13 protein-coding genes and 1 pseudogene are annotated in these 13,005 nt (G+C 46.8%); 3 read left to right on the forward strand and 11 right to left on the reverse strand.

The window, feature by feature from the left end; translation table 11 throughout:
* Positions 1 to 90: 90 nt before the first annotated feature.
* The 3 genes from BKN38_RS07325 to BKN38_RS07335 form a co-directional block, all read right to left on the reverse strand.
* Complete coding sequence (locus BKN38_RS07325; protein ID WP_066455410.1) at positions 91 to 819, reverse strand: hypothetical protein; 729 nt, start codon at positions 817 to 819, stop codon at positions 91 to 93.
* 61 nt (positions 820 to 880) lie between these two features.
* Positions 881 to 2,302, reverse strand: coding sequence for an aspartate ammonia-lyase (aspA, locus tag BKN38_RS07330; protein ID WP_066455407.1), 1,422 nt, complete (start codon positions 2,300 to 2,302; stop codon positions 881 to 883).
* Between the two features lie 292 nt (positions 2,303 to 2,594).
* On the reverse strand, positions 2,595 to 4,169 hold the full coding sequence (locus BKN38_RS07335) for a hypothetical protein (protein WP_066455401.1): 1,575 nt from the start codon (positions 4,167 to 4,169) through the stop codon (positions 2,595 to 2,597).
* Positions 4,170 to 4,450: 281 nt separating this feature from the next.
* Here BKN38_RS07335 and BKN38_RS07340 point away from each other — a divergent pair, with 281 nt between their 5' ends.
* Positions 4,451 to 5,242, forward strand: a complete 792-nt coding sequence (locus BKN38_RS07340; RefSeq protein ID WP_066455440.1) for a transporter substrate-binding domain-containing protein — start codon at positions 4,451 to 4,453, stop codon at positions 5,240 to 5,242.
* A 213-nt stretch (positions 5,243 to 5,455) separates the two neighbouring features.
* Here the strand turns inward: BKN38_RS07340 and BKN38_RS11155 are convergent, their stop codons facing one another.
* The 7 genes from BKN38_RS11155 to BKN38_RS07370 form a co-directional block, all read right to left on the reverse strand.
* Positions 5,456 to 5,614, reverse strand: coding sequence for a hypothetical protein (locus BKN38_RS11155; protein WP_156528186.1), 159 nt, complete (start codon positions 5,612 to 5,614; stop codon positions 5,456 to 5,458).
* Positions 5,615 to 5,837: 223 nt separating this feature from the next.
* Entirely contained in the window at positions 5,838 to 6,224 is a 387-nt protein-coding gene (locus BKN38_RS07345) for a biopolymer transporter ExbD (protein ID WP_066455399.1), read from the reverse strand.
* Between the two features lie 101 nt (positions 6,225 to 6,325).
* On the reverse strand, positions 6,326 to 6,787 hold the full coding sequence (gene exbB / locus BKN38_RS07350; protein ID WP_066455397.1) for a TonB-system energizer ExbB: 462 nt from the start codon (positions 6,785 to 6,787) through the stop codon (positions 6,326 to 6,328).
* A gap of 18 nt (positions 6,788 to 6,805) precedes the next feature.
* The gene (gene smpB, locus BKN38_RS07355; protein ID WP_199769857.1) at positions 6,806 to 7,267 is read right to left on the reverse strand and encodes an SsrA-binding protein SmpB; all 462 of its coding nucleotides are present in this window, start codon (positions 7,265 to 7,267) and stop codon (positions 6,806 to 6,808) included.
* Positions 7,264 to 8,304, reverse strand: a complete 1,041-nt coding sequence (locus BKN38_RS07360; RefSeq protein WP_066455388.1) for a hypothetical protein — start codon at positions 8,302 to 8,304, stop codon at positions 7,264 to 7,266. Before BKN38_RS07360 ends, smpB begins: the two co-directional genes overlap by 4 nt.
* Positions 8,301 to 8,531: a carbon storage regulator gene (locus tag BKN38_RS07365; protein WP_066455386.1), complete on the reverse strand. Its 231-nt coding sequence runs from the start codon at positions 8,529 to 8,531 to the stop codon at positions 8,301 to 8,303. Before BKN38_RS07365 ends, BKN38_RS07360 begins: the two co-directional genes overlap by 4 nt.
* The gene (locus BKN38_RS07370; protein ID WP_066455384.1) at positions 8,503 to 9,768 is read right to left on the reverse strand and encodes a tRNA pseudouridine(55) synthase TruB; all 1,266 of its coding nucleotides are present in this window, start codon (positions 9,766 to 9,768) and stop codon (positions 8,503 to 8,505) included. The genes BKN38_RS07365 and BKN38_RS07370 overlap by 29 nt, the downstream gene beginning before the upstream one ends.
* 101 nt (positions 9,769 to 9,869) lie before the next feature.
* On the opposite strand from BKN38_RS07370, the gene BKN38_RS11160 reads away from it, so the two are divergent.
* Positions 9,870 to 10,031 (forward strand): hypothetical protein, encoded by a 162-nt coding sequence (locus tag BKN38_RS11160; protein WP_158655955.1) that lies wholly within the window; start codon positions 9,870 to 9,872, stop codon positions 10,029 to 10,031.
* A gap of 13 nt (positions 10,032 to 10,044) precedes the next feature.
* Positions 10,045 to 11,022, forward strand: a pseudogene (locus BKN38_RS07375) (glycosyltransferase family 8 protein); the annotation flags it as partial.
* Positions 11,023 to 11,658: 636 nt separating this feature from the next.
* Here the strand turns inward: BKN38_RS07375 and hemW are convergent.
* Positions 11,659 to 12,897 (reverse strand): radical SAM family heme chaperone HemW, encoded by a 1,239-nt coding sequence (gene hemW, locus BKN38_RS07385; protein ID WP_066455378.1) that lies wholly within the window; start codon positions 12,895 to 12,897, stop codon positions 11,659 to 11,661.
* Positions 12,898 to 13,005: the final 108 nt, after the last annotated feature.

Genomic DNA, 13,005 nt, shown 5'->3' on the forward strand with positions numbered 1-13,005 from the left:
TCTCCTATCATTTTGCGCTAGCAAACTGCTACAAACGCCCGCTTTGCTTTTGCAAATAATAAATTTTACAAACTATAGCAAAAATTTCGCCTACTTTGTTAAACATTTTTTCATAATCAAGAAATGTTCCAAAGCTTCTTTTTTAAGCGTGGGATTGCGAAGAAGCTGTGAGATAGAATGCGTAGCGATAGCATGCTTGCCAAACAAATCAAGCCGCACGCCTTTATGCGTAGAATCTAGCCCAAGCAAGGATTCTAGCACCACATCGCCAAAGACGATGACGCCTTTTGCGCTTGATTCTTTGATTTGGCTTATGAGGTAGGGTTTGCACTGCTCGCGCTCTTGCGTGCTTGACTCATGCGTGCCACATTTTAGCAGCGAAAAAACGCTAAAAGCGCCCATGCCCGCGCCAAAGACATTTTGCGCGATGTTGCTTAGCATCTGCGAGCCTTTGGAGTCAAACAGCTCTGCGCCCTCGCCCATAGCAAACTCCACGACAAAAATGATACTAGATTCTGGCTGTATGTAGCCAGCTTTTGGCGCTTGCATCTTGCTTCTAGGGCATAGGTGGCAGTGCGCTATCGTGCTTAAAAGCGTAGAATCTAGCGCGCGCATGGCGCTATTTTGCGCGATTTGCTGCGCGGCTTTTTGCGCGAGTGGTTCGACAAACTCCGCGCCACACATTTTGCCGACATAAAGGGCGTAGAGGTTTTTTAGATTTTGCGCGTGAATTTGCTTTTGCGCGCGCGCATCGTCTGGATTCTCGCGATTTGCGCTACTCAAACTCGCACCACTCAAGCCATTTGCATCATTTACCACAATCGCCACCTTAGAATCTATATTTTAAAAATCCGCGTTTCACAATAATCCGCGCTAGATTCTACTTCTCTTGCTCGTTGCGCTTGTCAAAGACTTGCGGATTTAGCATATTTTGCGTGGTAAATATCGCATCTAGCTTTTCTTTTGTCAAAAGCCCGCGAGAAAGCGCGATATCATACACGCTTTTGCCACTTTCTAGCGCTTCTTTGGCGATGCTCGCGGAGTTTTCATAGCCGATGTGTGGGTTTAGCACAGTCACTATGCCTATGGAGTTAAACACAAAATCATGGCAGACTTTCTCATTTGCGCTGATTCCATCGATGCATTTATGCGCTAGCGTTCGCATCGCGCGGCTCAAAGTCTTTATCGAGTTAAACAGCTCAAACGCAATAACCGGCTCAAACACATTAAGCTGTAGCTGCCCGCCCTCCGCTGCCATCGTGATAGTCATATCATTGCCAATCACGCTAAAGCACACTTGATTTACCACTTCTGGGATGACGGGATTTACTTTGCCCGGCATTATCGAGCTTCCGGGTTGCATTTTGGGGAGGTTTATCTCATTTAGCCCAGCGCGCGGACCAGAGCTAAGCAGACGCAAGTCATTGCAGATTTTGGAAAGCTTCACACTCACGCGCTTTAGCACGCCGCTGATTTGCACATATCCGCCCGTGCCTTGCGTGGCTTCGATAAGATCATTTGCTGTGATAAATGGGCGTCCTGTCACTTCTTGTAGCTTTTTCTCCACGATCGAGCGGTATTTGGGATGTGAGTTTATCCCGGTGCCAATAGCGGTGCCACCGAGATTTATCACGCGTATGAGATTCCTAGCATCTAGCACGCGCTCCATATCAATACGCACCATCGAGGCAAACGCGCCAAACTCCTGCCCTAGCGTCATAGGCACGGCGTCTTGAAGCTGTGTGCGCCCCATTTTTAGCACATGTTTAAACTCCTCTGCCTTGCGTTTAAATGCCTCTTCAAGCACCGCCATAGACTCGCTTAGCATACTAAGCCGCTCATAAAGTGCCACGCGAAGCGCGGTAGGATAGGCGTCGTTGGTGGATTGCGAGAGATTGACATGATCGTTTGGATGGCAGTATTGATACTCGCCCTTTTTGTGTCCTAGAATCTCTAGCGCGATATTTGCTATCACTTCATTGGCATTCATATTGGTGCTAGTGCCAGCCCCGCCCTGTATCATATCCACGACAAACTGATCGTGAAACTGCCCACCGATGATTTTATCGCATGCTTTGATGATGGCATCTTTTAGCGCAGAATCTAGCAATCCTAGCTCGTGATTTGCAAGTGCTGCTGCCTTTTTCACCTGCGCTAGTGCGACTATGAAAGTGGGGTATTCTTTGAGTCGCTGCCCTGTGATGTTGAAATTCTCCACCGCGCGAAATGTCTGCACGCCATAATATACGCTATCATCTATCTCTAGCTCGCCGATGAAATCATGCTCTTTTCTTGTCGCCATGTTGTCTCCTTTTGTAGCTTTGGGCGGTGCTTACCACCTGCTTGAAGCTTATTTAGATTCCATAGTGTCAAAAAATCGCTTAAAAACTAATAGAGATTTTGGGGTTTGTGTGGATTGTGGTTTGTATTGTGCGTGGGGTTTGGCATTGTGCTAGACGAGAATCCAATAGTGCTTAGATTCTGGCGCGCCTAAAATATCTAGCGCGCCAAACACAGAATCTAGGCGTGCCTAAAAATCTAGCGCGCCAGACACAGAATCTAGGCGCACCAGAATCTAGGCCAGCTAGCACACTTTAGAAAGTGTATTTTAGCTCAAAGCGTGTTTTGGTGAGATTGATATCCCCGGCAAACACCGCGGCAAACGCGCTTAGCTCGAGGTTTTTGGTGAAGTTATAAGCGATGCTTGGCGTGATTTCCACAAAATCTACGCTTTTAAATCGCTGCGAATGGTTCAAAAGCCCGCCATTAGCGGCGTTGTATTGCGTGACGCCTACTTTTGTCGCATCGCTTGCAGAGCTTAGAATCGGGAAGTTGTTATTCCCGCCGACATAGGTTGTATCAAGCGCGATTTTTATCCCCATGTCAAATTTATAGGCTAGGTTCAAATAGGCTAGCATGATGTCTGTGCCGCTTTTTGAGCCAGAGCCAAGTATCCCAAAGCCCTCATATGTGGCGGTGAAATATTCATTCCACGCTTTGCCAGAGGCGTCTATCCCGCCTTTGGTGTCAAATATGACGCCATAGCCATCGCCAAAGCTGCCTAGATAGCCTAGCTTTGAGCTAAAGCCGCCTATTTTGTAAGCGAGGTTTATGTTATAGATTCCGCGGAATTGTGCGTAATCTGACGCGTGCGCCCAGCCTAGCGGGAGTTTGGTGTTGGTATCGCTGGTGGAGTAGCCTACTTGGAGGTTGTTTGGATTGGCGTTGATTCCAGTGGCGACTACTTGGGCTTTTAGTGAAAGTCCTGTGTCAAGTATCTTGTAGCTTCCCTCTACAAACGCCATATAATCGACAAACTCATACGCATTTGCTAGCGTGACATTAAATCCAAATCCGCCAAAATCCGCATCTTTCTCTTTGCCATCTTTGCCTTTTACTTTGCCGGTTTTTACGCTTAGGATGGCTAGGTTGTTACCGATGCCTACTGCGCGCGTCTCTGCACTGCCGCCGGCTGGGTATCTGCGACGCAACGCATAAGAGGCTTTATCCGGGATAAAGCTGTCATAATACTCTAGCCCATAGGCGATTTTCCCGCTTTGGAATACCGCGCTACCGCCTGTCCCCATATCTAGATTTTTGTCATTGAGGCTAGATTTTAGGTTGAGTCTGCCTAACTTTATGGAGAGTTTGTCGCTGTCGCTAAATTTGAAGGTTTTGTTCGCGCTAAAGACGCTTATACCAAAGCGATCGGAGAAGTTGCCATTATCCACATATCCGCGCGAGCCTTGCACGCTGCCATGTGTGGTATATCCGGTGTCTGGCGTCGATGAGCCTTGAGAGAAAATGATACCCCCAGTGATGGAGTAGCCATTTATATCGCCACTTGTGACATCTAGCTTCAAGCGATACTGCTGGCTATAGCCCTCGCCATCCTCGCCAAAATTGCTAAAATACCTAGCAAAGCCAAAACCTTCTACCTTAGCACCAGAAAAAGCGCCTTTTATCGCTTCTTTTGTTGAGCTTTGTGCTGAACTTTGTGTGGCGCTTGGTGCTTGGCTCGTGGCTGGCGCTGGATTTTGCGCGCTAGATTCTGCTGTGCTGGCTTGTGTGCCTTGCGTGCTATCTAGCGCGACATTTCCGCCATTTGCCTCTGGCTGTGCCAATGCGATACTTGCGATAAGTGATACCGCCAAAATACTATTTTTCATTTGTGCTCCTTGAAGTTTGTTGGATGATATTTGTCATTGCTGACTAGCGGAAGTCTAATGCTGCTTTGCAAAATCTCGCGCGCATTGCGTAAAGTTTGTGTAAAGTGATTTGTGGCATAATCGCCAGAATCTAATCTAAAGGATGCAACATGAATTTCGCAATGAATGGTGTGAAGATTTTTTCTAGCAATAGTTTTTTGCGCGGCGGTGATAAAAGTGGCAGTAATAGCAGCAGCTTTAGAAGCGCGGCTTTGAAACTTGCGGCAATTTTTGGCGTGCTGATGATAGCTGGCTTTTTTGTGGCTTGCGAGAAGCGCGGCGTGAGTTTGGATGATATCGCTAAGCGCGATGAGCTGGTGGTGGGCGTGTTTGGCGATAAACCGCCATTTGGCTATATCGATGCGAAGGGGCAAAACGCGGGCTTTGATGTGTATATCGCTAGGCGTATGGGCTCGGATATGCTAAAAGATAAGGCAGTATTTGGCGATAAGGTGCGCTTCGTCATCGTCGAGGCGGCAAATCGCATCGAGTTTTTGCGCTCTAACAAAGTAGATGTGATGATGGCAAATTTCACGATGACAAAAGAGCGTCAAGAGCAGGTGGATTTTTCGCTGCCTTATATGAAAGTAGCGCTTGGCGTGGTTAGCAAAGATGGCGCGATACGCGATGTATCCGAACTCTCTGGCAAAACGCTTATCGTAAATAAAGGCACGACAGCGGATTTTTATTTCACCAAAAATCACCCAGAGATAAAGCTACTAAAATTTGAGCAAAACACCGAGACATTTGCCGCGCTAAAAGATGGGCGAGGCGATGCGCTAGCGCATGATAACACGCTGCTTTTTGCGTGGGCGAAGGAGAATCCGGCGTTTAAAGTGGGGATAAAAAAGCTTGGCGATGATGATGTGATAGCAGCGGCGGTGAAAAAGGGCAATAAAGAGCTTTTGGAGTGGATAAATACATGGATGGATATGGCAAGGCAGGAGGGATTTTTCATCGAGGCGTATGAAAAAACGCTGGCAAATGCCTTTGGCGATGATGTCCGCGCGCAAGATGTGGTGTTTGTGAAATAATTCTGGTGGCAAGGAGGGCTGGCGGAATTTGATAAGATTTGGCGGAGGGCGGATTTTTGCGAGATTGGGCTGGCAAGATTTGGCAGGATTTGGTAGCGAGCGGATTTTGCGTTGGTGCATTGTTGTGAGATAATTGGCGAGAATAGGCTGGCGAGAATGGGCTGGCAAAAAAAGCGGCGCGATAGACTTAGATTCTGCTTTGGTTTATAGAATCTAGTTTTGCAAAATTTTTGGCTTGCTAGAATCGCGACTTGGCAGAATCTGGTTTTTATCAAAAATTTTTGACTTGGCAAATCTTGGTTTGCCGGAATCGTGGCTTAGCAGAATCCTTTTGTAGAATCTAGATTCTGCGAGTGTTTTTCTACTTTTCAAATCGCACTTTTGCCTCGCGCTCTCACATATCTTGCACCTCTAACACCCCGCGCTTTTGCAAATCACATTTTCAAATCGCGCTTTTTATCTCGCATTTTTTATTTTGTTCTTAACTTTAGATTTTGATTGCTTGTAGTTATTTTTATACGATATTTTTAATATACCTGTTTTTTTATAGGGTCATATCTTAGAAACTTTGGCTTCTTTGACTAATAAGATTAGCTCATCGCTCTTCTTCGACGACGATATAGAGATCTTTTAGCCCTTCTTCTTGCAGTGCATCCATGATTTGCACAAATGTATCAAGGTTGCTTTTGGAGTCGCCATTTAGGATGATTGGTGTGTCTTTGTCATAGCTTGCGATTGCCTGCTTTAGCTCATCTAGCGAGATGTTTTTGTTTTCGAGGTAGAAGCGCCCATCGCTATCAATTGCTATGTTTATGGGCTTTTTATTGACGCTATCGCTTCTGCTGGCACTCTCGCTTATTTTGGGGACATTTACTTGTATGCGCGAAGTATTGACAAAAGAGGCGGTTGTCAGCACGATGACTAGCAGCACCAGCATGATGTCGATAAATGGCACGAGATTCATAGAATCTATTTTTTTCATTTTTTACCTTATGGGCGTATGTTTGGCAAGATGCCTCACTTTTGCATATTTTACCTTCACAGGCGCGCGCCCGATGCGCGATGACTTAGCCACTATGCGCCTCATTTATCCTGATCCAGTCGCCGCGTGGGTTTTGGCTCTATGGTTGAGGGGTTGTGATAGATGTCCCATTTTGTCAGCACCACCTCCGCTTTTCGCACCAAAAGATTATAAAGCACGATGCTAGGGATCGCTACGATAAGCCCCATCGCCGTGGCTTTGAGCGCGAGGGCGAGCCCTGTCATTATCGTCTGCGTATCGACGAATGAGTTTGAGCCGATATCTACGAAAGTTATCATGATGCCAGCCACCGTGCCTAGCAGCCCGACATAGGGCGAGTTGCTCCCGATGGTTGCCACAAGTGTGAGGCGCTTGTATAGGTCAAGCTCCAAAAGCCGCTTGTCATGATAGTCATCTACGCGCACCGTCGCATAAAACCACGCGCGCTCGATGCCTATGGCTATCACCACCACAGAGAGCGCGCCCAAAAACCCAAGCACGGAGTAGTCAATCACTTCTTTCATTTGTCGCCTTTATCGCTGTTATAGATTTTTTCCATAGTTTTTCAGGCTCGCTTGCGCCTCTTTGTCTAGGATTTTTTTCTTCAAAGCCTCGCGCTTATCGTGCAGATTTTTACCCTTGGCAAGCGCGATTTGAAGCTTTACTTTACCTTTTTCATTGAAATAAATCTTTAATGGCACAGCAGTCAGCCCTTCTTGTGAGACTTTGCCTAGCCATTTATCTAGCTGCTTTTTGTGTAGCAAAAGCTTGCGTGCGCGCTTCTCATCGGGGCGGAAATGCGGATTTACGCTTGCAAGGTGAGAGATATGCATGCCAAACACCCACGCTTCGCCTTTGATGAAGCGGATGAAGCTATCTTTGAGATTGCAGCGGGATAGGCGGAGGGATTTGACTTCTGCGCCGATGAGTGAGATGCCAGCCTCTAGGCTTTCTAGTATAGTGTAGTCGTGCAGTGCTTTTTTGTTTTGCGCGATGAGTTTCATAGGCATGCCTTTGGCGCGCTTTTAGATTCTGGTGTGGCTGGCGCGGATTTGGATTCTAGCATCGGGCGGAAAAAGCTGCTTCCACTGCCGCTAAAATACCAGCCATCGCCAAGCTCCTTTTTCACATCCAAAAGCTCTGGGTAAAGCACGCTAGCAGGCAGAAATAAATCATTTAGCGCATTTAACACGCTTGGCGCGTCGCCTTGTTTTTGCGCGATTGATAAAATCTCGCGATTGCTAAGCGCGCTAAAATCTAATATATCAGAATCTAGCGCGCCAGAATCCACTTTGCTAGAATCTATTTTGCCAGCACCCAAAGCACCGCGCATTTTTGGGCTATAGGTTATCTCTTTGGATTCTATCATTTTGGCGTATTGGCGATATACCGCGCGCGTGTCGCAGCGTATCGCTGGCGTGTATATTTCAAACTCACGCAAATCATCGCGCGCAAGTGCCAAAGGCGTGATGACTTCGCCCCTGCCCTCCACCTCCGCGCACTCGCAACCCTCGACAAAAAACGCCACATCCGCACCCACTTCTTTGGCTATCATCGAGCGGGTTTTACGCGCGCTAGAATCTAAATTTGCCCCGCCAGATTTTGCGCGAGAATCCAAACTAGAATCCGCACTAGATTCTGCCCCGCGCAAAGCGCGAGAATCCAAATTTGCCCCACCAGATTCCACCGCGCCCAGCCCAAACTCCTCCATAAGCGCTTTTATCACCACGCCCGCATCCGCACTCCCCCCGCCAAGCCCAGCACCTATGGGGATGCGCTTTTGCACTTCTATCCGCACGCGCGGGAAATCATACCTCGCGCGCAATGAGCGCAGCGCAAGCGCTATCGAGCTAGATTCTGCATCACAGCCAAACGCACCGCAAATCTCATCCTTGCTAGAATCTATCGCTTCTATATGTATCTCATCATGCACGCCACTTTTTACAAGCACGAAGCGCGACTCCAGCAGATGATACGCGCTAGAATCCTTGCCGATGATTTTTAGGTAGAGATTGATTTTGGGAAATGCTTTTAAGGTCATCGTTTGAAATGTCTGCCTAGGTCTTTTAGCTCGTTTTCGCTGGTTTCTTGCAGGGCTTTTTTGTTTTCGCTGACGATCGCTTCTTTTAGCTCGGCGCGGAGGATGAGCGTGCTAGGTGGCGCGTCAAAGCCCAGCTTCACGCTGCCGCGGTCGATTGATATGACTTTTATCGCTATATTATCGCCTATGATGATACTTTCATCTTGCTTGCGGGAGAGAATGAGCATAAGAGATCCTATTGATAATATAAGAGATGTTGCCATCATCGCAAATGCGAATTATAGAGAAAAAATCATCAAATTTTACTTTATAAATGCCACTTTTGTGGTTTTTGATAGAGAATTTCGTGCCATTATAGAGCTTTTGTTTGATTTGGGCTGTTTGGGCGTGGGTGGTGGTTTGGGTTATTTGTGGATTCTGGGTTGTTTGGGTGGCGCGCGCGGTTTGTGGATTCTCTGGATTCTGCGGGTTTGGTGTAGTTTGCATGGTTTGTGTGGCTGGCGTGTTTTGCTCTATCGGCGCGGATTCTGGCGCGCTCGTGGCATTTGGCATGATAATCGCATTTTGGATAATATCTTGCAAACAAATCTCTTCATAAGGCAGAATCTCAAAACTATCTAGCAGCATCACAGCGCCCATGGGGATTTTGCGCGCTAAATTTTTTTGAGTTTTTTGAGTTTCTAGGATTTCTGGCGCGTTTGGCACGATTTTTTGGCTGGCATCTTTTTGTGTTGTATTTTTTGGCGCGTTTTTGTCAGAATCCACTTTTGCCACCATTTCGCTAGATTCTGCTTTGTTGCCACTCTCAATGCCAAACCCGCCCTCACTCACGCGGCAAAGACTGCAAAGCGCGCCTTTTACGCCAAGCTTGCTAGCGATGATTTCGCCAATCGATCGGATATACGCCCCCTTTGACACCTCCGCGCGAAAGCTTACAAATGGGTGATTGTAGCCCAAAAATTCTAGGCGAAAGATTCTCATCATCTGCGCTGGCAGCGACACTTCCTCGCCCGCCCGCGCGAGCTCATAGGCGCGCTTGCCGGCTATTTTTTTCGCGCTGAAAATCGGCGGCGTGTAGCTTATCTCGCCCACCAAATCCTCACAAATCGCCCTAATCTGCGCCTCATCAAAACGCGGTGCAGAATCTATGCGCGTCATATTTTCGATGTCTAAGCTCCTAGATTCCGCGCCAAGCCACAAAGTCGCCTCATACACCTTGCGATCAAGTGCGAGATGTGGCAAAAGCCTCGTATGCGCGCCAAACGCGACCACCAAGCAGCCGCGCGCAAAAGGATCTAATATCCCAGAAAAGCCCGCACTTTTCGCGCCAAATCGGCGCTTCAGCCGCGCTACAAAGGCATTGCTCGTGACAAATGGCGGCTTATGCGCGATAATAAGCGCATCCGGCGCGCCAAGCGTCACATCAAGCGCGCTAATTGCGCTATTTGCATTTTTTGTATTCATTGATTTGTATTTATCGCTCCATTTTGTATTTAAAACAAATTTAAGATTTTACAATATTTCTGATATAATACAGCCAAATCTTAGCCACAGAGGATTGCTACATGAAAGATTCTGATATTTATAATATCCCAGATGCTTATCATATAATTTTTGGTGTCGATAAAAACTATGTCAAATACACCGCTGTGCTAATGCATGGAATAATCCTGCAGGCTAAAAATCATCAATTAATGCCTTTAGGGGGGGGGGGGGGTAAGCAATAATCCTTTTTGCTTCCATATATTTACCTCCGATATAGACAAACTTACAACCGACAAACTTCTAGCCCTCCAAACAGAGCTAAACGCGCTCTACCCTTGCGAGATAAAAATCCACCATATCGATGAGCAAATATTTCTAAAAACAAATACGAAAGTTTATGGGCACGAAAGCCAAAAAAGCATGGCTGGGTATTATAGAATCTTAGTCGGAGAGATTTTAGAAAGCAGTATTGATAAATGTCTTTATATGGATGCGGATTTGCTGGTGCTATCAGATATAAGAGAGCTTTTTGCGATAGATTTTAATGAGCCTTGCGCGGCAGTGTGTGATGAATATGTAAATCGCAAAAAATTTATAAAATCTAAAAAAACCGGAGAAAAATTTAAAATTTCTGTAAATAATTATTTTAATGCAGGGCTGATGCTAATAAATCTTAAGCAATGGCGCAAACAAGATATGCAATCTCAAACACTGGATATACTCACAAAATACGAATGCACCGAAAATGACCAAGATGCAATGAACTATGTGATAAACGAAAAATTTTATCGTTTGCCTCCTAAGTGGAATATGCAAACATTTCTAAATATGTGGCACAAACAGCAAGATCGCACATATCTAGGCGAAACAACAAACAACCTCATCTCTTGGAGCAGGCAGGAATACGAAGAGGCGCTGCAGAATCCAAAGATTTTCCACCTCTCCGCCCATAAGCCTTGGCATAGCAAGTACAAGACGCTAGGACTCGACTACAAGCCATACCTGCAAGAGCCATATAGAAGCATTTGGCAAGATTTGGCGCGCGCGACGCCTATCTTTGGCGCGGAGTTAAGCGAGGTTATGGAGAAAGCAAAGTGCCACGAGCTTGATGACTATGCAGAGGCTTTAAGTGAGAGGTTGCTCCAAAGAGATGCGCGCGTGGAGAAGCTTTATTCCATATTACGCCCTTTTAAGGTGTTTAAAAAAGTATTGAGATTTGGGCGGAAAATATAACTATTTTGCGATGAAATCTAGCAAGTCTGCCAGAATCCTAGAATCTTGGAATCTTGGAATCTTGGAATCTTGGAATCTGGCGCAAAATTTTTGACACCGATTTATAGCTTTTGCATTCTATGATTTTGTGCGCCCATCTTTTGCTTTGGCGCTTATTTTGTATATTTTGTATATTTTGTATATTTTGATCGGGTAATTTTGTGTTTTGCGCCCGCACTTTATTTAGCGCCAATTTGCCTTATTTTGCGCGCCTGCATCGTTTTTTGTTTCGCCCCCTTTTTATCTCGCGCCTAGCTGTCAATTTGTGATATAATACTCTCCAAAGCTGATGAAAGTGTATTTATGCACCATTCGCGCCCATCCAAGCTTGACTTGGAATGTGGAGAGAGAGGGCGTCTCCACCATCAGCTTCCTTATCTTTTAGCCTTTGTGTCTTCCAAATCTACATAAACGCAAATCCATTGATGTAATTTAAAATGAGTCATTGAAGATTAATTCTAGCGATTTGAATTTACCTTATTTCGCGCACCTACATCATTTTTTGCTTCGCACCCCTTTTATATTCCGCCTTTTTTATTTCGCGCCCTTTTTTATCCTTAGCCTATCTTGCACCTATCTTTACTTTTATTTTACCGCCTATTTCCCGCCTTTCCACAGCCACAGCGCGATTTCATCCGCTAGGAAATAATCGCTCGCATAGATTCTGCCCCCTTTCACAGCGCATTTGCCTTCATCTACTGCTAGCGCTAGCCTGTCATTATCGATGATTTTTGCCACCTTTGCTACCTCCGCGCCCACGCTGCTGCGAAGCCCCATAAATAGCGCCTCAAACGCCAAATCATCGTCGCTCAAATGCTCGACACTCTTGCCAAGCGGATTTTTTATATACGCATCCACCGCACACGCGCCCATATACCGCGCATTGCCGATGCGCCCCACCGCGCCCGCACCGCAAGCCAGATACTCGACACCCTGCCAATACCGCTTATTATGCAGGCTTTGGTGGCTTTTGGCGTAGTTTGAGACCTCATACTGCGCAAATCCCGTATTTTCTAGCATCTCGCGCACGAGCAGTGCCTGCTTTTCAAGCGCTGTATCCTGCATTTTTAGCCTACTAGCTTTGCGCTCCTTTTGCCAAAAGCGCGAGCCCTCCTCTATCATAAGGCTATACGCGGATATGTGCCCGATAGGCAGCGCGCACGCCTGCGCTATGTCCGCCTCCAGCGCGCGCGGCGTGTCTAGCGGCGTGCCATACATCATATCGATGCTTTTGCGCGGAAAATCGCGCGCAAGCTCTAATGCGCGGCAGATATCGCGCTCGCTGTGTTCGCGCTCAAGGAAAGCTAGCTTTTGTGGAAAGAAGCTTTGCGCGCCCATGCTGATGCGGTTTGCGCCTAGATTGGCAAGCGCGTCGCACCATGATTTTTCTAGCGAGTTTGGATTGGCTTCGATTGTGATTTCTGGGGTGGTTTGCGCGGTGTTTTTGGTGGATTTTGGCGCTATGTCAGTATAGCGCGCGATGGTTTCAAATATCCTCTCATACGCATCAGCGCCCAGTATGCTTGGCGTGCCACCGCCTATGTATATGGATTCTAGCACTTTGTCGCGCGACACGCTTACAAAGCTTGCAGAATCTAAAATCCCGCTAGAATCTAAAGCCTTGCTAGAATCCAAAATGCCAGAATCCGCCACGCGCGCAGAATCTAGCTTGATTATCCGCTCTAGTTTGCCAGCCTGCCAGCATGCTAGCGTGTGGCTGATGTCTAGCAAAAGGCTTTGGATATACGCCTCTTGATGCTCGCGGTTGGTATAGGAGTTAAACGCGCAATACCCGCATTTGCTCTGACAAAATGGGATATGTATATACAAAATCACACCGTTTCCTTAAATATTAGAATCTTCGCGCGTAAGCGCGGCACCTTGAAGGTGTCGTCGGGGGTTTGGGGGTGGTGGGGGGTAGTGGGGGCTTATGGCCGTGTGGCG

Origin of the sequence: Helicobacter sp. CLO-3, assembly GCF_001854545.1 — a bacterium.
Taxonomy (GTDB): domain Bacteria; phylum Campylobacterota; class Campylobacteria; order Campylobacterales; family Helicobacteraceae; genus Helicobacter_B.